Below are 24,545 nucleotides of genomic sequence, written 5' to 3' on the forward strand. Positions count from 1 at the left end.
GACCTCCCTTAAGTTAACGGGCCCTGGCCCCAAACAGAGAAGAGCCTACGCGCACCATGGTAGCGCCGCATTCGATCGCCTGGACAAAATCGGACGACATGCCCATCGAAAGCGTTTCCATGCTAACATTATCCATTGTTTTTCCCTTTATGTCAACATAATATTGCTCCATTAAAAAAAAATAGCGGAAAAGATCCTTTTTATCACTACATATAGGGGGAATAGCCATGAGTCCCTGTACGTGCAGTCCAGGCAAAGCGCGGATCTCGTCCACAAATTCCAGTAGAGCATCTGGGGCCACGCCGCCTTTATTCTCCTCTCCCCCTATATTGACCTCCACCAGCACTTTCATAATTTTACCATTCTTTTGGGATAAACGGTCAATCTCTTTCGCCAGCTTTACGCTGTCCACAGATTGGATACAGCTGACCTTATCCACCAAGTACTTTACCTTGTTGGTCTGTAGCTGTCCGATAAATTGTAGGTCACAGCGGGTCTTGTCCAAAACGCCGTATTTGTCCAAAAGTTCCTGCACCCGGTTTTCCCCTAGACAGCGAAGTCCCTTAGAAATGCCGTAGTTGATCACCTCCACTGGCACAGTCTTAGTAGCTGCCAGCAGCGTAATCTCATCTAAGCTTCTTCCAGAACGTTCCGCCGCCCAGGCGATCTGTTCCAGAATCCTTTGATAGTTCTCATCAAACGTAGCCAAACGACTATCGAATAACTTTTCCGTCATACAAATCCACCCCTCCTATTACCACATCGTCGTATAATTGCACAGTTCGCTCCGTAACCAGCATACTCTGCTCTTCTTCACTTAGCTCGGTTTTACATACTGCGTAACCATTCACGTTTTTCTCTGTAAATACCTGGACAAATTCCAGTCGCTCACCATACACTACGTAAACACCCTTTACATTCTCATGTACTTTTGTAACAGTGTTTCCATTTTCGTCTTTCTCTGTTACCTCAATATCCTGAAAGCGCAGAGCTTTTTCGCTAACCAGCACGCCGCTATAATCCTTCACATTGATCTGTACCATCTCATTGCGTACTGTGGCAATGTCTGCGTCCATGTAGGAACATTTTAGTACCACTGCGGTTTTTGCCTTGCTGGAGTCTCTATTTTTGGCAACCACCTTTGCTGGTATCGTCTCTGTGCTGGCAAAGGGAATATCCAAGCTGACGTCCTCTACCCCCTCAAATTTGATCATATCATTGTCATCAAATTCACAGACCAGGTACCATTTAAAGTCGCCGCAGATCTTTCCCACCGGCGAATAGGCTCCTGAACCATGTTCCAAGGACAGCAGTTCCTCTACCTTAGCAGGAGTAATCTTCTCCACATCCTGAATGTCAAACACACTCTCAAAGCTATCAGTGAACCCAATAAAATACCCGGCATTGGGCGCCTCAATCACGTCCACGGCCTCCCCCGCCGAGGCACTTAGACTGTCCCGCTCCGCCTTTAATTCTTCAATACGTTGGGCATAGTCTTCCGCACTCTCCTGCCCGGAAATAACCATCTTCCGGCTTAATGAGGTGAGCAGCCCTTCCTTACGCCGTGAGATGTCCGCAAAATCATTTCTTTGTATATCGGTTAATATGCTTCCCAACGCGTCTAAAATTTGGCTGCCCACAGCATTAGGCGTAGAGGCAAAATAGTTTAACGGCTGAGAAAGCGCCTGCAAACTGGCGATCTCACTATCGATTCGGTCAATCCTATTTTGAGCCGCGGCATCCCCTTCGCTGTTGTAGATGTCTGCAATCACGCCTCCCTCGGAAACCCGGGAACCATTGGAGACCCGGTAATTGACTACGCCGCTGTAACTTTGGTCAATAATGGACTCCTCCCGTATGGCAAACCCCCGGGTCTGCAAAGAATCGAATACCTCACCATACATGGCAGTTTCGGTGGTAATCCCTTTGACCGAATTACCGGACTGCAAGTTGATGAAATAGAAGGCCACATACATCAAAATCAGCAGAGCGATACTAATTCCTGCCGCTGTTCGTATTTTTTTAGACTCCACCGCTACCACCTCTCATTCTAAGTCCCCGCTCTTCCAGCACCCGCAGGCACTCCGCCAAAGCGTTTTCAACGGTACCAAGATCATCCATGTAGAGAAATACCGCCTGGGGTTCCCGAAAAAACCAGGTAAGCTGCCGTTTTGCGTACCGGCGGCTTTCCCGTTTGATGTCCTCTACTGCCTCCTCCAAGCTAATCTCTCCCCGAAAATAGGGGAACAACTCTTTATACCCAATGGACTGCGCTGCCGTGGGGGGCCTCTGGGCCTCTGTACAATAGTCAAACAGCCGCTTTGCCTCTTCTAAAAGCCCCCGCTCCATCATCCAATCCACCCGAACGTTAATGCGGCTATAAAGCCGCTTCCTGTCCCGGTAAACGGGGCAAAACATTACATGGTTGTAGGGAGGCTCCATCTGCTGGGAACGCTGGGCCTGGCAAGAGAAGGGTTCGCCTAAAAGCTCCCAATATTCCAGGGCACGCAGGACTCGTTTTACATTATTGGGGTGAATCTCTTCTGCCGAACGAGGATCCACTTTTGCCAGCCGCCGGTGCATTTCTACCGGCCCCAGCGCCTGTGCCTCTCGGATCAGCCGTTCCCGCACAGTGTCGTCCCGGCAGGCCTGAGAAAAGGCAAATCCTCGCAGCAGTGACCGGGCGTATAACCCTGTTCCCCCCACCAGCACCGGCAGGCTTCCTCTGCCATATATTTCTTCAATAGCTCGTCCGGCCAGCCCCACATAGTCAGAAACACTGAAGTCCTGGTCCCAGGGCAAAAAACCCACCAGATGATGCCTGGCCCGGGCCAGTTCGTCCTGGTCTGGCTGAGCGGTACCCACCTCTAAATTTTTGTACACCTGCATAGAATCACAGGAGACGATTTCACCTCCCAGTTCCTCCGCCAACCGGACTCCCAAAGCGGTCTTTCCTACGGCTGTAGGACCTGTCACAGCCACCACTGGTATCTTTTCTGTCATCATATTCTCCCAAACTGTTTTTCTATCTCTTTCTTCTTTAAAAGAATATACACTGGCCTGCCATGAGGACAATACCGCACCTGAGGATTTTGCTCTAGCTGTTCTGCCAGGGCCGCCAGCTCTTCCCGGCTGCTGTGGTCCCCGGCTTTCATCGCAGCCCGGCAGGCTACGTTGTGGTACAACCAATCCATATGCTCTGTGGTGATCTCTGTTTTGAAACCTGCCAAATATCCGGCAATCTCCATTACCGCAGCGGCGGCGTCTCCTCCGTCCAGCAGCATGGGCGCAGAGCGCACCAGCACGGTCCCTGAACCAAAATCTGATATTTCAAATCCCGCCCGCAGCATTTCCTCCTCATGGGCCAATAAAGCGGAATACTCGTCCATATCCAGGTTCACCGCTATTGGTTCTAAAAGCTTCTGGGCTTCACTGCCGCGTTCACTGGCTTTCAGTCGCTCATAAATTAGCCTCTCATGAGCAGCGTGTTTATCTATCAGCATCAGCTGGTCAGAGCTATACTCTACAATAATATAGGTTCCAAATGCCTCCCCCAATATACGCCGGTGAAAATTCACTGGAAAGACAGAGGAATTTGGCTGGGGCGGGAAATCTTGCGGTGATGGAGACTGGAAAGGTGGCTGGGGCTTCGGCCGGGGCCGCTCTACCAACTGAGGACGGGGTATGGACTCCGTATACAACGATTCCTGTGACTTGCTATTCTGGGGCAGCGGTACAGGCTGTGGTACTTGTTCCAAAATTTCCAGTATTGGATCGGAGCGCTCTGGCTCCCGGAGGACAACCGCGCCGCTGTCTCGTAAAATCAACGGCCCGTCTGTGGGATTCAGCGTGTTTATCTTCATCTGATCCGGCTTTTGTAGTTCCGGTGTATAAGGTGAAAGCACTGGACGTTTTATTTCCATCACCTTAGGCCGGTCCCCCTGATTGAGTGCAGAGCGCACGCCATGATACACTGCGTCGAAAATAGGCCGTTCATTAACAAAGCGCACTTCCAGCTTAGCCGGATGCACATTGACATCTACCGCCCCACAGGCCACCAGCATGTGCAACACACAGGCTGGAAATTTTCCCACCATGATGGATCCCTTATAGGCCTCTTCCAAAGCGGCCATAGCAGTACGGCTGCGGATAAATCTTCCGTTAATAAAAATATTCTGCATACTCCGGTTAGGCCTGGTAGCAGCAGGAGTACAGACAAAGCCGCTGATATGGACGTGATCTAATTGGTAGTCAACAGGAATTAATCCCGAGGAAAATTCTTTTCCGTAGACAGCATATACTGCCGAAGCCAGCTTACTGTCCCCAGGAGTACGCAGCTGCTCCCTACCATCCCGAATGAGCCGAAAGGATATTTCCGGGTGAGACAGGGCCAGTTTATCCAGTATACCCGCCACCGCGTTGCCTTCGGTAGAATCCTTTTTTAAAAACTTCATTCTAGCTGGAGTATTAAAGAATAGGTCCCGAACCACAATCGTGGTTCCCTGCGGGCACCCTGCCTCTGCCAAAGTAGGCAACTCCTCGCCTCCGCAGGTGTAACGCGTCCCCGTGGCATATTCTGCCGCTCGAGTCAACAATTCAACATGGGACACCGCCGAGATGGAAGCCAACGCCTCCCCCCGAAAGCCCAGGGTGCCAATGGCGTTCAGGTCCTCCTGACTTACTACTTTACTGGTCGCGTGACGCAGAAAGGCCGTACTTACATCCTCTGGAGCTATTCCACAGCCGTTATCTGTGACCCGCATATAAGTCACACCGCCCCGGCGGATCTCTACCGTAATTACAGTGGCTCCGGCGTCTACCGAATTCTCCACCAGCTCCTTGATCACCGCTGAAGGACGTTCCACCACCTCGCCAGCGGCAATCAACTCTGCCACCTGCTTATCCAGCACTTGAATTTTAGGCATAAGACGCCGCCTTTCTTTTTAAGAATAATCTATTCATAACTAACCGACCTGTTTTGACATTTAAAAATTTTAGAAAGCCCTGCCAAACGTAAGGGTGGTTTACTTTACAGTGTTGACTATATATCTTTATAAAAGAAAATTTCTAATGGTTCTCCTGGTAAAAGCCATGCCCCACAGTCCACATAACCATGTTTGCGGTAAAAGAACTGTCCCCGCTCGTCCGACCGCGAAGACGTCATGACCCGCTTATAGCCCTGGGCTTTCATCTCGCTTTCCCAAAATGCCGTCAGTTTTCCTCCAAGCCCCCTGCCTCGGTACTCCTCTAGAAAAAACAGCATATCCATAAAGGGAATATGCGACCAAAACAGGTGGTACCGCAGTCAGCCGGCAAAGGTTTCTTCCTCAAACAGCATCAGCACTTGGTTCCTTCCGATACTGTAAAGCAATTCTCCTTGTGTAACATGGCGATCATGGGAAAGAAGAAGCGAGGTATCCGCCCTATTCGCATAGCGTATCGTCATGTTTCAGCTCTCCTCTCAAAAAAATCGTCGCAAAACTGATTCCACTTTATCTCATACTCAGAATGAGATAGTATTTTTAGGTCATTGGGTGAAAAAATTTCTCTTTCTTGGGCCTCTCGTACAAAGTCTTTCATATATTCCCCAGCTCGAGTCCGAAAGGCCATTACCTTGTCAAAGCCCAGTTCTAGAGCCAGGGCCAGCCTGGTGTGACCGTCCAAAGAAATATAACCCGTTTCCCCACGTATCACTGGTACCACAATATCCTCCGGCTGCGTCACAAAGGTCTTAACCGCCGCCAGCTTCTCCTCATCCACATAAAACTGCGAGGGCTGTATTTCTGAAAGATCCACCCAAAACAGCTTTACCGGTGGGTATTCCCTTACCAGCTGGCCTATCTCATTATAAAAGTAACAAATATGCTCTGCAAAGAACCGGAATAATTCGATCACTTCTGGGAAAATCGAGGGATTCAGCCCCCGTACCACCGCTGTATGAGGTCCGGTGATCTCTACCTCATAGGGCTGCCCGTCCGCCAAAAAGGCCCCGTGCTGCCACAGCACCCGCTGGGAAAACCGAGGGTCACTGTATGTGTTAATACGCTGAACATCCGCCTGCATCGATCTATTCCTCCTTTACAGCTCTGGTGGCCAGAAAGCAAGGGATGTTATGCTCATGAAGCACCCCGTAGCCATTGGTGTCCTCATAGAGATGCGTTAGCCGAAAACCCGCCTCCAGCTGACCTCCAATCTGTTCATCCATGGTATGGGAAAACTGCATTCCGTCATCCTCCGCCTCCAGCTGCGCCCGCTGGTCCGGGTTCGCCACCGGGTCAAAGGGAAATGTGCACAGCTGCGAGCGATCGTCTTCATCCACGAATAAAAAATTAATACCATTGTCCAGACCGGAAAGCAGCGCACCCCCTGGGGCCAACACCCGGTAGCACTCCTTGAAGATAGGTTTGACCTCCCGGACATAGCAGTTGGAGACTGGGTGGAAGATCAGGTCAAAAGAGTTATCTTCAAAGGGCAATGGCTTAGTCATGTCCCCCCGGATGATGCGGATAGGATAGCCCTCCCGCTCCGCCAACAGGTGTTCACTTTCTAACTGGCGAGGCGAGTAGTCCAACACTGTACACTGGGCCCCCAGTGCCGCAAAGACGGGCATCTGCTGGCCGCCGCCGCTGGCAAGCCCCAGCACCCGCTTGCCTTTTAGGTTGCCAAACCATTCCTTAGGCACCGGCTTTGTGGGGGTCAACAGCACCTTCCACTCACCCTTTAGAGCATTCACGTACTCCTCATGAGAGATGGGCTTCCCCCACTCCCAGCCATTTTCCACCCACTGGTCAATGGTACGGGCGTTAATATCTTGATAGCTTTCCATTTATATCTCTCCTAAACATTCCATATTATTTTAACATACTACTCAGTTCAAACAGCGCGTTCATACATTGGATGGGTGTCAGGGCATTCACGTCCAGGCCCCGCAGCTTTTGCAATACTTCGCCCTCGGTACTCTCCATTGTTAGCTGCACCGGCTCTTCTACGGAGTGTGCTGCCGCTTGCTGGGCTGTGTATTCCCCGCTGGAGCCCTCCAGCTCGGCCAGCACCTGCTTGGCCCGGCGAATCACCTTATCCGGCACCCCAGCCAGCTTGGCCACCTCAATACCAAAACTGTCATCTGCCCCGCCCCGCAGGATGCGCCGCAAAAAGGTAATATCGTCCCCCCGCTTTTTTACCGCAATGTTAAAGTTCTTCACCCCAGGCAGCAGGCTTTCCATCTCGGTAAGCTCGTGGTAATGGGTGGCAAACAGGGTCTTGGCTCCAATTTGCTTGGGGTCCTGTACATATTCCAGCACCGCCCGGGCAATGCTCATGCCATCAAAAGTGGAGGTGCCCCGGCCGATCTCATCAAAAATAATCAAACTTTTTCCAGTGGCGTTTTTCATGATCTCCGCCACCTCGCTCATTTCAATCATAAAGGTAGACTGCCCCGCCGAAAGATCATCGGAAGCCCCTACCCGGGTGTATATGCCATCCACAATGCCGATCTCTGCCACAGCCGCAGGCACAAAACAGCCGGTTTGTGCCATAATGGTGATCAGGGCTGTCTGCCGCATATAGGTGGATTTCCCCGCCATATTGGGCCCAGTGATAATGGCCACCCGGGTGTCGTTCATGTCCATATCCACGTCATTAGGTACAAAGGGCGTGTCGTGAAGCAGGGCCTCCACCACCGGGTGGCGTCCGTCTTTTATGTACAGCTTACCGCTAACATTTACCACAGGCCTGGTATAATCGTTCTTCACTGCCACAGTGGCAAAGGAGCCCAGAACATCCAAAGCAGCCACTGCCTTGGCACTGGACTGGACCCGAGTAAGCTCTTGGGCCACTTTGCGGCGAATTTCCTCAAAAATTTTACCCTCCATCTCAATGGAGCGGTCATGGGCCCCTAACACCCGATTTTCCAGGTCCTTCAGCTCTTGGGTAATATACCGCTCACTGCCGGTGAGAGTCTGCTTGCGGATATAGTCCTCGGGTACCTGGCTCTTGTAGGAGTTGGTTACTTCAATATAATAGCCGAACACCCGGTTAAAGCCCACCTTTAGTTTGGGAATACCGGTACGTTCCCTCTCTCGGGCCTCTACCGAAGCGATAAGGGCCTGCCCGCCGGTCATGTCGCTACGTATGGCGTCCAGCTCCGGGCTAAAGCCCTTGCGGATCAGCTTACCCTCGCGGATGGTAAACGGCGGGTTCTCGTCAATGGCTTCGTCAATAAGCTGGGCCACGTCCTCCAGACCGTCAATTTCGCAGTTCAAGTCCCCCAGCAAGGTAGCCTGACAGCTGTCCAAAATAGCTTTCAGTCCCGGTAGCTTTTGCAGGGCTGCACACAAAGACCGCAGCTCCCGGCCATTGGCGGAGCCGTAAACAATACGGGTCATAATGCGTTCCAGATCGTGGATGCCGGTAAGCTGGGCGTCCAGGTCATCCAGCAACCGCTGAGACTGGGTCAGTTCCTCTACAGCGTTCAGCCGCAGAGTAATCTTAGCAGGACTTAACAGCGGCCGTTCCAGCCATGCCCGAATCAGCCGCTTGCCCATGGGGGTCCGGGTGCGGTCCAGCACCCACAGCAGGGAGCCCTTGCGCTCCTTGTTGCGCATGGTCTCCACCAGCTCCAGATTTCGCACAGTATTCAGATCTAAGGACATATAGGCGGCATCTGCCTCCAGCTCAATCTCCGTCATGCGCTCAAGCCCAGTGATTTGGGTCCGGCTTAAATAGTCCAGCAGTGCGGCAATGGCCAACACTGTCAAGGGCTTGTCTCCCAGGGAGAGCTGCTCCAGGTCCTTGCCGCCAAACTGCTTCACTACCACCGTTTGGGCCATCTCTGACTGGTAAATCTCCTGATCCATACATTCCACTGAAGCGTGCAGCCGGTCTCGGATAAATACGGCTAGCTCCGTCAGGTCCGTAGCCTGAGGGTTGATCAAAATTTCTCTGGGGCCGTACCGGCTCAGTCTGTTTTCCAGCTCCCGGGTCATATCTTGGGGAGAAGCTGCGTCCAGCCGCCCCGCATAGAGTTCTCCGGTGGAAACATCCGCAAAACAAATCCCCGCCTCACTGCCGTGGTAACAGATAGAGCAGATATAATTATTTCTGGATTCATCCAGCATACTGCCTTCCAGCACTGTTCCTGGGGTGATCACCCGGACCACCTCTCGTTTCACCAGTCCCTTAGCCAGTTTGGGGTCCTCCACCTGGTCGCAGATGGTCACCCGGTAACCTTTGACCAGCAGCCGGCTAATGTACCCCTCGGCGCTATGAAAAGGAATGCCGCACATGGGAGCTTTCTCATCCTGGCCGCATTCCTTGCTGGTTAGGGTCAGATCCAGCTCCTGTGAGACGGTTTTTGCGTCATTAAAGAACATCTCATAAAAATCGCCCAGACGGAAAAACAAAATGGAATTCGGGTGTTCCTTCTTCACCTGGAAATACTGCTTCATCATGGGGGAATATTCTGCCATGCCCCTTTAACCCACCTTATCTTTAATAATCTAGCTTTAGCCTTTTAGTGGCACCCCGCGCAGCTGGAACAGTCCCCGCCACAGCTGGCCGCGTCATAATCGCAAGTCGCCGGATCCCCACCGTCGGCACACAAACTTAAAATGCCTGTCACCCGCTGGAATATAGCATCAAATTCCGTCTTTGCCGCATTGTAGCGGATCATATGCTCATTGGCCATAATCTTGGCGTATACGTCTCGGAATTCCTGGTTCAGCCGCTGCATCGTTTCGTCGTTACGGTCGGGTTTCGCTGCCTCGTTGCTGATGGCCATGCGCTTAAGGTTAAACTCTCCAATGGCATCCTGTAGCTCCTGGTCCTCGTCACTTTGCTGGCGGGCCAGCTGCATCTCTATATAGCGGGGGTCCGCCTGAATCGCCTTGCCCAGTTCTCGTGTCAGTTCGATGATGTCCATTTTTGTTTCCTCCTAAGAATTATAATCCATACTTTTTATGGAACTCGTCCATATCTATTTTAAAAACCTACGCCGCCACCCGCTTTTCGTTCTCCCAGGTTCAGCGCTTTTCCCTATCCACCATGCGGACGCCCTCCTTGAAGCCGGGCTCTGCCGGAACGATGGCGTAGGGATAGTCTTGACAGTAACCACAATGCTCATACCCTCTTTTCCTGCACACATTTACGCGTCGCGCAGTTTTTGTCAAAAAACACGGCTTCCTCTGCCCGACTGGGGCAGCTGTCGCAGAGCAGTATGGCCAAATTGTCGGTAAAGGCGGTTTTTTCCCTCCTACACAGATCTCCTGGCGCCGGTCACGCACCTCCACATTGGGACGGTACAATCGGCACAGGCCGAAGCGCTCCCTATTTTCTAAAAATTCCCATTGGCCTTCCTATTTGACCCGGTATTTTTTCTCGATAACTCTCTTATAAATAAGTACCAGCGCTACCGAGCCCGCTCCACATATAACGCACATCAGCACTGTTGCCTCTATAGGCCGCCACAGCGCCACCAGACCCGAAATAAAGTAGGGCGCACTGTAGCTGCCCCATAGCCACCCCATGGCCCGGTTGTAGCCAGGAAGGTCGCTGATACTTTCTTTGGGCACCTCCTGGCCAGACCAGAAATTCATAGGCCGGCCCCGCAGCCTGTGGGCATAGACGCCTATACCCAGAAAGATGACCCCCGAAATCCAACACACTACAAAGAGAATCCATTTCTCCATGCTATTCGCCCCCGGATTATACAAAAGATTTATTATATTCAATCTGCCTTTGCTTACGATTCACTTGCGTACCGCAGGATGGAGTTGTACTCATCCCCAGAAATCTCATAGATGCCATTATACGGCTGCTCAATAAAGAATTCGCCGTCTCTCCTGGGCTGATGGTAAACAAACACCGTGGATACACCGCCGCCTGTGTGGAGAAAATCCACCTTTATCAACGCCTCTTCCTCCACATTTACCGGCGCATCCTGAACGCTCTCGAATTTTGTACTTCTGTTGTTCCCTTTGAGAATAAAGAGCACGTCCTCCGCGAACGCCCCCTTCTGTTCCACCTCTTTCCCTTTATAGGTCAAGGCCACCCCTTTAAGATCGTTATAGTCCGGCAAAATCAGCTCATAGCTCCGAAAACTGACAAAATGGAAAAACACCCAGGCGGCAACTAGGAGCAATCCGGTCCCGACGCAGCACAGAACGATGACTAGACTTCTCTTTTTGGCATTCATACACAATGCACCTCTCTTTGACAAAACAAATAATTTAGAACGATTCCTTAATGGTCTATCCCCGCCGGGCCCAGCCACTGCTGGGCCTTTTGCCAGAGCATTTCCTTATGCGGCTCTATGTCCTCCTTCCCCCCTATACCGCAAAAGTAGAGGCTGTCCGCCATCTCGATGCCCATATGTCCGCACCAATGGGCAATGGTCTCGATGATATGCTCACACTCGGCGGGCCTTTGCCCCGTACGCAGGGCTAGAGCGTAGCAGAGCTTTCCCGACCGCAGCCGAGGATGTTCAGAGTCGGGATTGGTGTCGCTGTAGGGCGTGCAACGGTCGATGAAGGACTTGAAGATTCCTGGCACATCCGCCCAGTAGGAGGGCGCGGCAATCACCAGCCGGTCCGCCTGGTCCATTTTTTCCAGCAGTCCCTGCATATCGTCTTTGCGCACACAGGCGCGGGTTGTATAGCAGGCCTTGCAGCCTAAACAATCATTAATTTGGTAATCCCCTAGGCAGACCAGTCCGGCCTCTGGAACCACTTCCTGCATGGTTTGAAGAATTTCCTGGGTGGCCCCATTGTTTTTAGGGCTGGCATTGACAAGCAGCGTGATCATATTTCTCCTCCTTCAAACATCCTCTCAGGCTCCAGCCTCTGGCCTCGGTGATCTGTACCTGGGCAAATTGGTCCAGCCAATCATCCCCTCCTGGGAACAAGACTACCAGACTGCCCGCCGTCCGGCCCGAGAGCAACCCGGTCTTTTGGTCCCGGCCCTCTACCAGCACTTGCTGGTTGCTGCCTACCAGAGCGGCACAGTGCTGGGCGGCGATCTTTTCCTGCACTTTTAAGAGTTCCGCGAACCACCGGGTCTTTTCCTCATGAGACACCGGGTCCGGCATACTGGCAGCTTTGGTGCCTGGACGAGACGAGTAGATGAAAGTGAACAAGTTGACAAATTCCACCTCTTTAATCAAGGTAAGAGTGTCCTGAAATTCCTCATAGGTTTCACCAGGAAAGCCCACAATTACATCTGATGTAAAGGTGATGTCCGGCATAACCTTTCGGGCGTAGGCAACCAGCGATAGATACTTTTCCCGGTCATACCGGCGATTCATCTCCCTTAGCACCCGGTCGTTACCAGACTGGAAGGGCAGGTGGATATGGTGGGGAATATGACGGCTCTGAGCCATTGTGTCAAACAGCTCTTTAGAGGCGTCTTTGGGGTGAGACGTCATAAAGCGCAGCCGCCAGTCTCCATCAATAGCATCCAGTTGCCTTAGCAGTTTGGAAAAATTAGTGGGTTCCGGCAGGCCCTTTCCATAGGAGTTCACATTCTGCCCCAATAGGGTGATCTCCTTATACCCCGCCTCCACTAGAGAACGGCATTCGTCAATGATATGCTCCGGGCGGCGGCTCTTCTCCCGGCCCCGTACGTAGGGTACGATACAGTAAGAGCAGAAATTGTCACAGCCGTACATCGCCGTGACCCAGGCCCGAGTCTCGCCATCCCGGCGCACCGGCAGGCCTTCCCGAAGAACGGTTTCCTCCTCCCCCAGCACCAGAACTTGCTCCTGGCGGTCCAGCACCTGGTAAAGCATTTCTGGCAGCCGGTGGATTACATGGGTACCAAACACCAGATCCACAAAGGGAAAGGTCTTTTGCAGTCGCTGGGCTACCGGCTGCTGCTGGGTCATGCAGCCACAAACCGCGATAATCAGCCCAGGTTTTTTTCGCTTTAGATGCTTCAGCGCTCCCACATTTCCAAACACCCGGTCCTCAGCGTGCTCCCGCACGGCGCAGGTATTAAAAAGAATAAGGTCTGCGTCTTTATCACACTCTGTAAAGCCAAAACCCATTTCAGCCAGCAGCCCTTTAATTTTCTCCCCATCTGCCACATTTTGCTGGCACCCATAGGTACGTACATAAGCCAGCGGCACGCCCTCTATTCTCTCCTGCATCATCCTACGGACCTCCGCCTTGTAGGCGGTCCATTCTCTATCCAAAAAAGGCCACGCTCCTTTTCTACCATCTGCCTATAAAAACCCATTTTATATATTTTAGCACAAGACCGCTAAAACTGCAAGATTGTTCCTTATGTCTAATGCAGATAAAGCGCACATTATGGTTTATTGAAGAATAGTATAGAACATCCCGCCTGTCCTCGTCTGCGTTCAAAATTTCTCTTTTCAACTTTGCTCTTTCAAAGATTCACTCCTTCACTTCCGAAGCACCATTGCGTACCATACTGGTCCTAATCACCCTCATGGTAGGAAGCAGGCTATGTTTATCTAAATTCTTAATTCAATTTTAACTAAATAAATTTTATTTTCCATGTAGAATGCTGCACTTTATAATGGACATTCCTTTTGGAACGTGCTATAATGTATGCAAACGGTACATTCGGCGCTTCCACAGATGGCCAAGCAGTCCTTTTTACTTGGTCAAAATATGGTAAGCTCCAAATGGGTTTCATTCTCAATCATTTTTTAACTTAATCTTTTAATCACAAAAGGGCTAACGCAGAGGAGGATCATTTCGATGGACAATCATTTGGTGTGGTCGAATGAGTATAATCTCGGTGTAGAGATTATCGACAAAGAACACCAGCGACTATTCAAGATCATCAACAAGCTTTTCGCCTTTGGAGAAGAGGAAAAGAAAAATCAGAGGACATGCCAGGAGGGAATCAAGTATTTTAAAGGCCACACCGTGAAACACTTTGCCGACGAAGAAAGCTACATGGCGTCTATCAACTATGAGGGACTGGAGCGGCACATCCACATCCATCGTGGGTTTCGGGAAAACACCCTGCCCGCGCTGGAGCAGGAGCTGGAGCAAAGCGGTTATTCCCCAGAGGCTGTAGACCATTTTCTGGGTGTTTGTACCGGCTGGCTGATTGGACACACTTTGACCGAGGACCAGGCGATTGTTGGCCGGCACCAAAGCAAGTGGGACGACCTGTTGCCAGAGAACGAACTGAAGTCCATAAAAAAGCTGATTATACAGCTGATATTCGATTTGTTCCACCTGGAGTCACAGGTGATCAGCGACACGTACAGCGGGGAAAAGTTTGGTAAAGGGGTATACTACCGGCTGGTTTGCCGTTCTAAGGACGATGAGGAAAAGCGGCAGGAAATTATTTTAGTTTTCGAAGAAAAGCTTTTAATTAATACAGTGGGAAAAATCATGGGCGTCCAGACCAACCGTATGGACAGCATGCTCATACACGCGGCCAGGTATACAGCCCGGCAGTTTGTGGGGCGGGTGTTGGAGCATCTGCCAGGCGGCAAGTTCTGTGAACCGGAAGAAGAAAACCTGATGACCTATGAGCAGTTTCAAGAGGTGTTCACCCAGGAAAAACCACAGGTCAGCCTATTATTCAATACCGGCGCGGGCTATTTTGCGTATTGCGCCATTGCCCCTAACATGCTTCAGGGCGGCCATCTGACACCTATTGAAAATCAGAATGCCATTAAGGAAGTAGAGAAGTATTTATCAGAACGGAAGCATCAGGCCGAACAGGAAGAAGCCGCGCACAAGAAAAAGATATTATTAGTGGACGATTCTTTAACCATCCGCCAAGGAATGAAGCAGTTGCTAGAAAACGATTATGATGTTTCTCTGGCAGATTCCGGGGCTTCTGCCTTTCGGGCCATCACTCTGGAGCAGCCCGATTTGGTGCTTCTAGACTATGAAATGCCGGTCTGCGATGGCCGCCAGACTCTGGAGATGCTCCGGACTGTCAAAGAGTTTGACCATATTCCTGTAATCTTTCTTACCGGAAAAAGAGATCCGGAAAGCATGATCAAAGTCATGCCATTAAATCCGGCAGGTTACTTTTTAAAGCACCTAAAGCCCCAAGAAATCAAGAAAAAAATCGATGACTTTTTTGAGGGAAACAAATCCTAAGCATTTTCAGTAAGCCCATAGATTCAAAAATAGACCGCATAAAAAGCAGAGCCAGGTGGCTCTGCTTTTTCATTTGTATTATAGCTTCCCCTATGACTAGCTACACTTTGGAATCACTTACCCCATAGGTGCTGCCCCAATTAACCGTATCTGTAAATCTCTTCAAAGGGCCCTTTATCATCCTATCGCTTATTTCGGCTATTTTCCCCTGTCGGGTGGAAAGCTCCACCATTTGGGGAATTCCATAGACCAGGAAGTATTAAGCGCCTTCCTCGCTGGCCGTTTTTTCCTTGCCGCTATACTTCTGCAAAACAGCCGCGCCCCCAAGGACCAGCCCCAGTATTAATATGGAAACTGCAATGGTAATGATTGGGTTTCGGACAAAGCCCGCCACCAGATATCCAAAGAAGCACACCACAGCTACCAATGTAGCATAGGGCAGCTGGGTCTCTACATGGCGGATATGGCCACACTGCGCGCCGGTTGAGGCCAAAATGGTCGTATCAGAAATCGGCGAACAGTGGTCGCCGTATACAGACCCCGCCAAGGTGGCCCCTAAAGATGGGATAAGCACCTCTGCGGCCTCAGGAGAGGCGCAAATCATGGACACAATGGGCAGCAAAATACCAAAAGTGCCCCAAGCCGTCCCCATAGAGAAGGATAAAAATGCCGCCACCGCGAACACAACGGCTGGAACTAGGCCAAAGGACAGCCCTCCGCCGGCTACTACCTGGCTAACAAAAGTACCAGTACCAATCATTTCCCGACATACGCCGCCCAAGGCCCAAGCCAAAATGAGAATGGTTAAAGCAGGAATCATCGTCTTGATTCCATCAATAATGCCGGTCATAAACTCCTGCATAGACATAATCTTTCTGGGCAGATATAGGAGCAGCGCCACCAGCAGGCCCGCAAAAGTGCCTAACGTCAGCCCAGCCGTGGGGTTGGCCCCAATTGCCTCTGAAAAGCTGACTCCCTCAAAAAAGCCTCCCACATAGGCCATACCCAAAATAGCTGTGACAATCAGCGTAACAATGGGCAGCACCAAGTCTAGTACGCTGCCTCTTACAGGGACCTCCTCCGTCTCATCTGTGGTTTCAGAGACATTCTCCAGTTCCACCTCGGCCCGCTTCATGGGGCCAAAGTCAAAGTTTGTGGCACTGAGGAACAGTACCATGGCAATGGTCAGAAGGGCATATAAATTATATGGAATGGTCTGCACAAAGGCATTGAGCCCGCCGGCTTCCTCCACCTCCGAAGCCACCGCCACCGCCCAGCTGGAAATGGGCGCAATAATACAAATGGGCGCCGCGGTAGCATCCAAAAGATAGGCCAGCTTCTCCCGGGAGATCTTACATTTGTCGGTGATTGGGCGCATTACAGTGCCTACCGTCAGACAGTTGAAGCCATCATCCAAAAAAATCAGCAGCCCCAGTAGAGCCGTGGTCAGTTTTGCACTGCGCTTGGTTTTAATACGGCGAATGGCCCAACGCCCGTAAGCCGCCGTGCCCCCAGAGCGGTTAACCACCACTACCAAAGAACCCAACAGCACCAGAAAGATAATCATATAACCGTTTTGGCCAATCTTCCCGGCCATCATATCAAAAATATATGTAACCGCCTGTAACAGACTCCCACCGGTGGAAAAACTGTATATGCACATACCGGTAAAAATCCCCAAAAACAAGGATGAATATACCTCCTTGGTCAGCAGAGCCAGGGTGATAGCCACTACCGGCGGCAATATGGACAGCCAACCGGCGTCGATCATTTCCAATCCCATAGTCCGAACCCTCCTTACATAAATCGGAAAGTAACTTTAAACCTCTTAATAAAGCAAACCAGGCAGGCGCCGTTATCTGCTTGGCGTACATTATATCACATTCTATTTTGAAATGCTACTGAAAAATGTGCCTCTTACCCGTTTGTTTCCGCATCTTTGTCGTCCATATTATGAAATGGCCTATTTAATAGGCATATGTTTAGCTTCTCTTCTAAATCCTTGCAATTCACATTTAGATGTGTTATGATATTTTCCAATATATGCCAATGATTTTGTGCGATTTTACAGCCATTTTGCCGCCAGCCTGGTTTTTTGGGGGACGGTAGAACAAAAAATCATCCGCTGTATTCGCAGAAAGGAAGCTATCATGAATAAAGTAGCAAGAATGCAAGCTGTATTCCACAACCAAACTCCCGACCGGGTGCCGGTTGGGTTTTGGCGGCACTACCCCAAAGAGCTTACTGTGGAGGAGCGTGCCCAGGCCCATGTGGACTTTTTCCGGGAAACCGGCATGGACGTGGTCAAAATTATGGACGATAACTTTGGCCGCTTTTTGACCGACGGTATCAAGATCACCAAGCCCTCCGATTGGCGCAGCATCCGTCTGCCCGGCAAGGACTGCCGGCATTATCAGGAAATGATCCAGCTCATCCAGCGCATTTTGGAGATGCTGCAAGGTGACGCTATGACGTTCCCAACCATGTGGAGCCCCTTTAAGATCGGTTCCTTCACCTATGTGCTGGCAGGCAGCACGGATCAGCAATTCATGGCCGACTGCGCCGAAGACCCTGATTCTGTGATGGAAGGCATGAAGCGGATTGCAGAGAGTTTCCAGGAATGGGCAGCGGACTACCTGCGGCTGGGCAGCAGCGGTATCTACTATTCTGGCCAGTTCAGCGAACCCCAGCGTTTTGCGGAAGAAACTTGGCAGAAACTGGTAAAGCCTTGGGACCTGGCCGTGCTGCATGTAACCCGGGAGTTTGAGGGAAAATATAATATCGTACACATCTGCGGCGAGGAGGAATTTGGATTTAACTCCTCTCCCCGGCGCTATGCCGGCTACCCTGGCGACCTATTCAACTGGGACGTGCACCGGGGTGGCATGAGCCTGCAAGAGGGACGTGATTGGTTCAAAACTCCTATTTTGGGCGGCATGGACAACCATGGGGTCCTAATAAACGGCAGTATGGAGGAAATTCAGGCCCAAGCCAAAGAGGTCATTGCCAGTTTTGGTAAACAGGGCTTTATGCTGGGCGCGGACTGCACAGTACCTGCCGACATTGATCTGGCGCGGCTGCGGGCGGCTGTAGAAGCCGCGGCTCAGGCTTAACAAATATCATTCCAGTAATTCATAATCAAGGAGATATTTCTCATGAAACAACTTTCTACCGGCGGCGGAACGCTGAAGGTCCCCGCCATTGCCCTGGGTTGTATGCGCATTAATTCCCTTAATGAGGCCGACGCCCAGCGGTTAATTCACACCGCGCTAGAAAATGGGATCAACTTTTTTGACCATGCCGACATCTACGGCGGCGGCGAGGCGGAGCGCTTTTTTGCTAAGGCGGCCCAAATGACTCCCGCTTTGCGCGAAAAAATGATTTTGCAAAGCAAGTGCTCCATCCACCCCGGCGTCTCCTATGATTGCTCTAAAGAGTATATTCTCTCCTCTGTAGAAGGTATTCTGGAACGGCTGAATACCGAGTATTTGGATGTACTGCTGCTCCACCGTCCGGATGCTCTGATGGATCCAGCAGAGGTGGCGGAGGCCTTTGATGCCTTGGAAGCCAGCGGTAAGGTGCGCCATTTCGGTGTTAGCAACCAAAATCCGGGACAAATTGCCCTGCTGCAAAAGTACTGCAAGCAGCCCCTGTTATTTAATCAGCTCCAGCTAAGCGTTACTAACTGCGGCATGATTGACGCGGGCCTTAATGTGAACACCGAGAGTCCCCTGGCTACAGACCGTGACGGTGGCGTACTGGATTTCTGCCGCTTGCACGACATTACCATTCAAGCCTGGTCTCCCTTCCAGTATGGCATGTTCCAGGGCACTTTCCTGGGCTGCGACAAGTTCCCGGAGCTGAACCAGAAGATTGACGAAATCGCCGAAAAATATGGTATTACCAATAACGCGGTAGCCGTAGCTTGGATTCTGCGTCATCCGGCTGGGATACAGACCATTGTGGGTACCACCAACGCTCAGCGGCTGGCGGATGTTTGCAAGGCGTCAGAGATTACCCTGTCCCGCACCGAATGGTATGAGCTTTACTGCGCGGCGGGGAAATCCTTGCCGTAATAGGTGCGTTTACCCGCTTTGACCGTCAAGGCCAAGGGACCACCGTTTTATCAATGATTAGAGCAAAAGCCTTTCTTTAGCTATAAGTGCAGGCGACGGGCCCCTTAACCGGGCTTGTCGCCCACAGTTTTCTACGAAAAAAATATCCTTCCAGCTAAGTACAGTTACCGTAATTCAGCGTCGTCTCCCCAAAAATGCTGGGGCTTATTTAAAATAGAGGAAATGACGGATTTTTGACTAGGACTTGTTTGAAAAATCGAAAACGTCGTCTTTTTTGCCATAAGAGGCCACTTTCTACGTCGAAAATCCTCGTCAATCGCCAGAGTGACGTAGTTAGCGCAGCTAACTACAGCGGTTCTTCTCCTTGAAATTGTCCCCTTCTGGCCAAAAATTCGTCATTTCCTCTATTTTCAAACAAGCCCTAGAAGTGGTCAGCTTCAAGGAAAAAGCCGCAAGTAATACTTGCGTATTACGAGGATTTCCGACGCGGAAGATGGCCGCTTCTGGGCAATCAGACAGTGTTTTCGTTTTTTCAAACAAATCCTAGTCCAGGAATATTTCGCTTTAAATGGACTTGTGTATGTTTGAATTGACATCTGCGCAGAATGCATTTATAATATTTTATAATAATGTCTTGGAGCTACTTTACACATCTGAAAGGAATGACTTTTATGAAACTACTGGTCATCGGTGGTGTAGCCGCCGGTACAAAAACCGCCGCCAAATTCAAACGCGAAAACCGTTCGGCCCAGGTAACACTGCTTTCAAAAAGTGCCGACATCTCCTATGCTGGCTGCGGCCTCCCCTACTATGTAGGCGGTGCTATTCAGGACCAAAGCGAATTGATCGTCAATACCCCCCAAAAGTTCCAGGGACTTACTGGTGTTGAGGTACTTACCCACCGGGAAGCTGTGAAGGTGGATCCTGCCAAGAAGCAAGTGGAGGCGAAAAATCTTTCCACCGGTGAAACAGAGATCTACTGTTATGACTCTCTAGTGATTGCTGTAGGCGCCTCCCCTGTAGTGCCTCCTGTAGAAGGCGTAGATTTGCCTGGGGTCTTTCAGATTCGTACCCCAGAGGACGCTGTTTCTGTGCGGAGCTATCTGGAACAAAACAGCGTAAAAAAAGCCGTGGTGGTGGGGGGCGGTTTTATCGGCCTGGAAATGGCTGATAATCTTCTCTCAAAGGGCGTTTCTCCCACTGTTGTGGAGTTCACCTCCCAGCTGCTTCCTGGGGTGCTGGACCCAGAAATGGCTGGCTATGTAAAAAAACATCTACAGGCCGCCGGGGTACGCGTACTCACTGGTGTAAAGGCCGAGGCCGTTACAGGCCAGAGCAAAGTGGAGGCAGTGCGAACCTCTGCGGGGAACCTTCCCTGTGGGGCAGTAGTATTCTCTGTGGGTATACGGCCCAACACACAATTTTTGGCTGATTCTGGCCTAGTTATGGACCGGGGAGCCATTGTGGTAAACGAGAAATTGTGTACCAACCTGCCGGACATTTATGCCGCTGGTGACTGTGCTCTGGTAAAAAACCGCCTTACTGGACAGCCCCAATGGTCCCCTATGGGCTCTTCTGCCAACCTGGAAGGCCGCACTTTGGCTCAGGCTCTAGCGGGTAAAAACAAATCTTTTGCCGGAGTACTGGGCACCGCTGTGTGCAAACTGCCTGGTCTAAACTGCGGCAAGACCGGTTTGACCGAGAAGTCCGCCCGGGAGGCAGGCTTCGACGTGGAAACCGCCCTAATTGTTACAGATGACAAAGCGCACTACTATCCAGACTCCGCTTACTTTATTATCAAACTAGTGGCCGACCGGACCAGCCGGAAGCTGCTGGGTGTACAGGTATTGGGTCCCGGCGCGGTGGATAAGATCGTTGATCTAGGCGTTCTCGGCCTTTCTATGGGCGCGAAACTTTCTGACTACGAAAATCTGGACCTGGCCTATGCCCCTCCCTTCTCCACTGCCATCCATCCCTTTGTACAGGCAGTATATGTGCTGGAAAATAAGCTGGACGGTATATTAAACAGTATGACCCCTGCCCAGTACGCTGCCGGAGCTGCCGAGGGCTACACCATACTGGATGTAAATCCTCAGCCTTCCATCCGAGGGGCTAAGTTTGTGGATTTAGCCGCTGTCAATGGATCTATAGAGGGAATTGCCCCAGATGAAAAACTGCTGCTGGTCTGCGCCAAGGGCAAGCGGGCCTATTTCCTGCAAAACCGTTTGAAGAGCCTGGGCTATACCAGCACCTTGGTGCTGGAGGGTGCCACCTTCTTCAATGACGTGCGCATTAAATCTGCGGGGGCCACAGTACCGCCAGAAGAAGTCACCCGTGTAAAAGGTCTGGGCTTCCTATGGGATAAACGTACCCCCGACTGTTTTAACGGCCGGGTCATTACCCGCAATGGCAAAATTACAGCTGAAGAAATGCGGGCCATTACCGAAGCTGCCGAGAAATATGGCAGCGGAGAAGTGGCCATGACTTCTCGGCTGACACTAGAAATTCAGCATGTGCCCTTTGACAACATTGATGCTCTGCGGGAAGACCTGCAAGCCGCCGGCCTGGAAACAGGCGGCACTGGCAGTAAGGTGCGGCCTGTGGTCTCCTGTAAAGGTACCACCTGTCAGTATGGCCTTATTGATACCTTTGCTCTGTCCGAGGAGATTCATGAACGCTTTTTTCACGGCTATGCAGGGGTAAAGCTGCCCCATAAGTTCAAAATTGCTGTGGGCGGCTGCCCCAACAACTGCGTAAAGCCCGACTTGAACGACTTGGGCATTATCGGCCAGAAAGTACCTCAGATTGACCTGGAAAAGTGCCGGGGCTGCAAGGTCTGCCAGGTGGAAAAAGCTTGCCCCATCAATGTGCCGGTGCTCAAGGATGGTAAAGTGATTATAGATGACAGTACTTGCAACCATTGTGGACGCTGTGTGGGGAAATGTCCTTTTAAGGCGGTAGAGAACTTCGTGCCCGGCTACCGGGTTTATATCGGCGGGCGCTGGGGCAAAAAGGTGGCCCACGGCCAGTATCTGGAAAAAGTGTTTACTGACAAGGACGAGGTTATGGACGTTATAGAAAAGGCAATCCTTTTGTTCCGGGAGCAGGGTATCACAGGTGAGCGCTTTGCCGATACTATTGCCCGTTTAGGTTTTGAGAATGTCCAGGAGCAGTTGCTTTCAGACGGATTGCTGAACCGTAAGCAGGAAAACTTGTCTACTCAGAAGCATATGCAGGGTGGCGCTACTTGTTAACGAGCAGTTTGTAAACGCCAGTTAAATAATTCTATGTTTTCCATTTTGATCCCCGCTATACCCGTTCATTTGTTGGGTACGGCGGGGACTTTTTCATACATATTGCTAGTATCATAAAAATCCATGCTAGTTTTTGTGGAGAATGTCCTCTATTTTTCTCTTGCACAGCGTTTTAGTTTCTGGTATCATTTATAATATACAATTTATTTTATGCGACGCATTTTTTACAGAGGAGGTTCACTTAATGACAAAAAAAGAAGAAGCGCTTTTTCAATCTCGCCTAAGCCGCCATCTGGACGAGCTTAAATGGCTATATATGGAGCTGTATGATAACTCCTCCATGTTTGCCGAACTCTGCCAACAGCTGCATGACTTTGCCGACAAACGGGCCGCTGCCCTAAAAAAGCGGGACATAGACCGAGAGGCCCAGTCTGAATGGTACCGGTCTCAAAATCTGATTGGCATGATGATGTACATTGATAACTTTGCTGGAAATCTTCGCGGTGTGCGGGAAAAGCTGCCCTATTTAAACTCTACCGGCGTAAACTGCCTGCACCTGATGCCCTTTTTAGATACGGTTCCCGGCCGCAGCGATGGCGGATATGCTGTAGCAAACTTCCGCAAAGTCCGCCCGGACTTAGGTACTATGGAAGATCTGGAAAAGCTTACCGCCGCCTGCCATGACAGAGGTATCAATGTATGTATGGATTTTGTTATGAACCACACCAGTGAAGACCATGAGTGGGCCAAAAAGGCCCGGGCCGGTGACGGAGAGTATATGAGCCGCTATTTCTTCTTCGCGGATTCCTCTATTCCTACCGAATATGAAAAGACTGTTCCCCAGGTGTTCCCCACCACAGCCCCGGGCAACTTTACTTGGCTGCCTGAGTGTAGCCACCATGTAATGACTACCTTCTATCCCTATCAATGGGACCTAAACTATCGCAACCCCCGAGTATTTAATGAGATGATGTACAATTTTCTCTACTTGGCCAACAAAGGTATGGACATTATCCGTATTGACGCGGTTCCCTATATTTGGAAAGAGCTGGGCACCAGCTGCCGCAACCTACCCCAGGTGCACACGATTGTCCGCATGATGCGGATGATCGGCGAAATGGTTTGTCCTTCAGTGATACTTCTAGGTGAGGTGGTTATGGAGCCCGTAAAGGTAGTTCCCTACTTCGGCACAGTGGAAAAACCGGAATGCCATCTCCTTTACAATGTGACAACCATGTGCACCACCTGGCACACTGTGGCCACCCGGGATACACGGCTGCTGAGAATGCAGCTGGATGCCGTGAATAGTCTGCCAAAAGAATACGTATTTCTCAACTACCTGCGCTGCCACGATGACATTGGCTGGGGTTTGGATTTCGAGACTTTGAAAACCTGGGACATGGAAGAGGTCCCCCACAAAAAATTCTTAAACGACTTTTTCCGGGGCTATATAGAGGGCAGTAACAGCCGGGGCGAACTATATAACGATGACCCGGTAACCGGTGACGCCCGATTCTGTGCCACCACGGCCAGTCTATGCGGAGTGGAAAAGGCGGGCTTTGAAAAAGATAAGGACGCCATGGAACGGGCCTTGCGCTTTGACCTGACCTTACATGCTATGGTCTACTTGCAAAGTGGCATACCCATGCTCTACAGCGGTGACGAGCTGGCCCAGGTAAACGACTATACCTATAAAGATGACCCGGAAAAGGCCGCAGACAGCCGGTACCTGCACCGTGGCAAGCTAAACTGGGATCTGGCCGCTAACGTGAAAGACAAATCCTCTCCGGAAGGCATTATCTTTAACGGTTTGAACACGCTGGGCCAGCTGCGGCGAAATAATCCGGCCTTTGCCACTGCCGCCGAAGTATGCACCCTGGATACCGGTGACAACGGCCTGCTGGCTATGCGGCGTGTACACAAGGGCCAGAAAGTGATTGGCGTGTTTAACTTTACCGAGTTGGACAAAACGGTGTCCTTCCCCAGCGAGTCAGGCCTCTTTACCGAGATGCTTTCTGGCAAGAAACAAAGTCTAGTAGAACTAACCATACCGGCCTACGGTTTCTACTATTTGGAGCAGGCTGGCGGCAAATCCTAAATTCCTATCCACGAAATGAAAAAGA

General features: G+C 50.9%; 21 protein-coding genes. 5 read left to right on the forward strand and 16 right to left on the reverse strand.

Annotated elements, in window-relative coordinates; all coding sequences use genetic code 11:
* Positions 1-13: 13 nt before the first annotated feature.
* The 15 genes from U8U68_RS15005 to miaB form a co-directional block, all read right to left on the reverse strand.
* A complete protein-coding gene (locus U8U68_RS15005) occupies positions 14-736 on the reverse strand; it encodes a YggS family pyridoxal phosphate-dependent enzyme (RefSeq protein ID WP_322202194.1) in 723 nt (240 codons plus the stop codon).
* Entirely contained in the window at positions 714-2,033 is a 1,320-nt protein-coding gene (locus U8U68_RS15010) for a biotin/lipoyl attachment domain-containing protein (RefSeq protein ID WP_322202196.1), read from the reverse strand. Before U8U68_RS15010 ends, U8U68_RS15005 begins: the two co-directional genes overlap by 23 nt.
* Positions 2,023-3,006: a tRNA (adenosine(37)-N6)-dimethylallyltransferase MiaA gene (gene miaA / locus U8U68_RS15015; RefSeq protein WP_322202198.1), complete on the reverse strand. Its 984-nt coding sequence runs from the start codon at positions 3,004-3,006 to the stop codon at positions 2,023-2,025. Before miaA ends, U8U68_RS15010 begins: the two co-directional genes overlap by 11 nt.
* Positions 3,003-4,925: a DNA mismatch repair endonuclease MutL gene (gene mutL, locus U8U68_RS15020; protein ID WP_322202199.1), complete on the reverse strand. Its 1,923-nt coding sequence runs from the start codon at positions 4,923-4,925 to the stop codon at positions 3,003-3,005. The genes miaA and mutL overlap by 4 nt, the downstream gene beginning before the upstream one ends.
* A gap of 116 nt (positions 4,926-5,041) precedes the next feature.
* Positions 5,042-5,305 carry a GNAT family N-acetyltransferase gene (locus U8U68_RS22435; RefSeq protein WP_367575835.1) on the reverse strand — a complete coding sequence of 88 codons (264 nt, stop codon included), beginning with the start codon at positions 5,303-5,305 and terminating at the stop codon, positions 5,042-5,044.
* Positions 5,306-5,446, reverse strand: coding sequence for a hypothetical protein (locus U8U68_RS15025; protein ID WP_322202201.1), 141 nt, complete (start codon positions 5,444-5,446; stop codon positions 5,306-5,308).
* Positions 5,443-6,063, reverse strand: coding sequence for a ParB N-terminal domain-containing protein (locus U8U68_RS15030; protein ID WP_322202203.1), 621 nt, complete (start codon positions 6,061-6,063; stop codon positions 5,443-5,445). Before U8U68_RS15030 ends, U8U68_RS15025 begins: the two co-directional genes overlap by 4 nt.
* Positions 6,064-6,067: 4 nt before the next feature.
* Positions 6,068-6,826, reverse strand: coding sequence for a class I SAM-dependent methyltransferase (locus tag U8U68_RS15035; RefSeq protein ID WP_322202205.1), 759 nt, complete (start codon positions 6,824-6,826; stop codon positions 6,068-6,070).
* Between the two features lie 25 nt (positions 6,827-6,851).
* Complete coding sequence (mutS, locus tag U8U68_RS15040; RefSeq protein WP_322202207.1) at positions 6,852-9,467, reverse strand: DNA mismatch repair protein MutS; 2,616 nt, start codon at positions 9,465-9,467, stop codon at positions 6,852-6,854.
* 44 nt (positions 9,468-9,511) lie between these two features.
* A complete protein-coding gene (locus tag U8U68_RS15045) occupies positions 9,512-9,919 on the reverse strand; it encodes a YlbF/YmcA family competence regulator (protein WP_322202209.1) in 408 nt (135 codons plus the stop codon).
* Between the two features lie 100 nt (positions 9,920-10,019).
* The gene (locus U8U68_RS15050; protein ID WP_322202211.1) at positions 10,020-10,166 is read right to left on the reverse strand and encodes a hypothetical protein; all 147 of its coding nucleotides are present in this window, start codon (positions 10,164-10,166) and stop codon (positions 10,020-10,022) included.
* Between the two features lie 186 nt (positions 10,167-10,352).
* Positions 10,353-10,685 (reverse strand): hypothetical protein, encoded by a 333-nt coding sequence (locus U8U68_RS15055; RefSeq protein ID WP_322202213.1) that lies wholly within the window; start codon positions 10,683-10,685, stop codon positions 10,353-10,355.
* A gap of 53 nt (positions 10,686-10,738) precedes the next feature.
* Entirely contained in the window at positions 10,739-11,191 is a 453-nt protein-coding gene (locus U8U68_RS15060; RefSeq protein WP_322202215.1) for a DUF5301 domain-containing protein, read from the reverse strand.
* Positions 11,192-11,238: 47 nt separating this feature from the next.
* Positions 11,239-11,799 carry a flavodoxin family protein gene (locus U8U68_RS15065; RefSeq protein ID WP_322202217.1) on the reverse strand — a complete coding sequence of 187 codons (561 nt, stop codon included), beginning with the start codon at positions 11,797-11,799 and terminating at the stop codon, positions 11,239-11,241.
* Positions 11,768-13,186, reverse strand: coding sequence for a tRNA (N6-isopentenyl adenosine(37)-C2)-methylthiotransferase MiaB (gene miaB, locus U8U68_RS15070; RefSeq protein WP_322202219.1), 1,419 nt, complete (start codon positions 13,184-13,186; stop codon positions 11,768-11,770). Before miaB ends, U8U68_RS15065 begins: the two co-directional genes overlap by 32 nt.
* A gap of 535 nt (positions 13,187-13,721) precedes the next feature.
* On the opposite strand from miaB, the gene U8U68_RS15075 reads away from it, so the two are divergent.
* The gene (locus tag U8U68_RS15075) at positions 13,722-15,092 is read left to right on the forward strand and encodes a hemerythrin domain-containing protein (protein WP_322202221.1); all 1,371 of its coding nucleotides are present in this window, start codon (positions 13,722-13,724) and stop codon (positions 15,090-15,092) included.
* A gap of 259 nt (positions 15,093-15,351) precedes the next feature.
* Here U8U68_RS15075 and U8U68_RS15080 read toward each other — a convergent pair whose 3' ends face one another.
* Positions 15,352-16,875 carry a Na+/H+ antiporter NhaC family protein gene (locus U8U68_RS15080; RefSeq protein WP_322202223.1) on the reverse strand — a complete coding sequence of 508 codons (1,524 nt, stop codon included), beginning with the start codon at positions 16,873-16,875 and terminating at the stop codon, positions 15,352-15,354.
* A gap of 367 nt (positions 16,876-17,242) precedes the next feature.
* On the opposite strand from U8U68_RS15080, the gene U8U68_RS15085 reads away from it, so the two are divergent.
* The 4 genes from U8U68_RS15085 to U8U68_RS15100 all read left to right on the forward strand — a co-directional run bounded on the left by U8U68_RS15085 (position 17,243) and on the right by U8U68_RS15100 (position 24,520).
* Positions 17,243-18,205 (forward strand): uroporphyrinogen decarboxylase family protein, encoded by a 963-nt coding sequence (locus U8U68_RS15085; protein ID WP_322202225.1) that lies wholly within the window; start codon positions 17,243-17,245, stop codon positions 18,203-18,205.
* Positions 18,206-18,247: 42 nt separating this feature from the next.
* Entirely contained in the window at positions 18,248-19,168 is a 921-nt protein-coding gene (locus U8U68_RS15090) for an aldo/keto reductase (protein ID WP_322202228.1), read from the forward strand.
* A gap of 671 nt (positions 19,169-19,839) precedes the next feature.
* Positions 19,840-22,422, forward strand: coding sequence for an FAD-dependent oxidoreductase (locus tag U8U68_RS15095; RefSeq protein WP_322202230.1), 2,583 nt, complete (start codon positions 19,840-19,842; stop codon positions 22,420-22,422).
* Positions 22,423-22,666: 244 nt separating this feature from the next.
* A complete protein-coding gene (locus U8U68_RS15100) occupies positions 22,667-24,520 on the forward strand; it encodes an amylosucrase (RefSeq protein ID WP_322202232.1) in 1,854 nt (617 codons plus the stop codon).
* Positions 24,521-24,545: the final 25 nt, after the last annotated feature.

This window comes from Acutalibacter intestini (genome assembly GCF_034334985.1).
In the GTDB taxonomy this organism is placed as follows: domain Bacteria; phylum Bacillota; class Clostridia; order Oscillospirales; family Acutalibacteraceae; genus Acutalibacter; species Acutalibacter intestini.

What these genes read in the sequence shown, in the direction of transcription:
- U8U68_RS15005 (WP_322202194.1), bottom strand. Translation starts at nt 736, where the DNA reads ATGACGGAAAAGTTATTCGATAGTCGTTTGGCTACGTTTGATGAGAAC.
- miaA (WP_322202198.1), bottom strand. Translation starts at nt 3,006, where the DNA reads ATGATGACAGAAAAGATACCAGTGGTGGCTGTGACAGGTCCTACAGCC.
- mutL (WP_322202199.1), bottom strand. Translation starts at nt 4,925, where the DNA reads ATGCCTAAAATTCAAGTGCTGGATAAGCAGGTGGCAGAGTTGATTGCC.
- U8U68_RS15025 (WP_322202201.1), bottom strand. Translation starts at nt 5,446, where the DNA reads ATGACGATACGCTATGCGAATAGGGCGGATACCTCGCTTCTTCTTTCC.
- U8U68_RS15030 (WP_322202203.1), bottom strand. Translation starts at nt 6,063, where the DNA reads ATGCAGGCGGATGTTCAGCGTATTAACACATACAGTGACCCTCGGTTT.
- U8U68_RS15035 (WP_322202205.1), bottom strand. Translation starts at nt 6,826, where the DNA reads ATGGAAAGCTATCAAGATATTAACGCCCGTACCATTGACCAGTGGGTG.
- mutS (WP_322202207.1), bottom strand. Translation starts at nt 9,467, where the DNA reads ATGGCAGAATATTCCCCCATGATGAAGCAGTATTTCCAGGTGAAGAAG.
- U8U68_RS15045 (WP_322202209.1), bottom strand. Translation starts at nt 9,919, where the DNA reads ATGGACATCATCGAACTGACACGAGAACTGGGCAAGGCGATTCAGGCG.
- U8U68_RS15055 (WP_322202213.1), bottom strand. Translation starts at nt 10,685, where the DNA reads ATGGAGAAATGGATTCTCTTTGTAGTGTGTTGGATTTCGGGGGTCATC.
- U8U68_RS15060 (WP_322202215.1), bottom strand. Translation starts at nt 11,191, where the DNA reads ATGAATGCCAAAAAGAGAAGTCTAGTCATCGTTCTGTGCTGCGTCGGG.
- U8U68_RS15065 (WP_322202217.1), bottom strand. Translation starts at nt 11,799, where the DNA reads ATGATCACGCTGCTTGTCAATGCCAGCCCTAAAAACAATGGGGCCACC.
- U8U68_RS15075 (WP_322202221.1), top strand. Translation starts at nt 13,722, where the DNA reads ATGGACAATCATTTGGTGTGGTCGAATGAGTATAATCTCGGTGTAGAG.
- U8U68_RS15080 (WP_322202223.1), bottom strand. Translation starts at nt 16,875, where the DNA reads ATGGGATTGGAAATGATCGACGCCGGTTGGCTGTCCATATTGCCGCCG.
- U8U68_RS15085 (WP_322202225.1), top strand. Translation starts at nt 17,243, where the DNA reads ATGAATAAAGTAGCAAGAATGCAAGCTGTATTCCACAACCAAACTCCC.
- U8U68_RS15090 (WP_322202228.1), top strand. Translation starts at nt 18,248, where the DNA reads ATGAAACAACTTTCTACCGGCGGCGGAACGCTGAAGGTCCCCGCCATT.
- U8U68_RS15095 (WP_322202230.1), top strand. Translation starts at nt 19,840, where the DNA reads ATGAAACTACTGGTCATCGGTGGTGTAGCCGCCGGTACAAAAACCGCC.
- U8U68_RS15100 (WP_322202232.1), top strand. Translation starts at nt 22,667, where the DNA reads ATGACAAAAAAAGAAGAAGCGCTTTTTCAATCTCGCCTAAGCCGCCAT.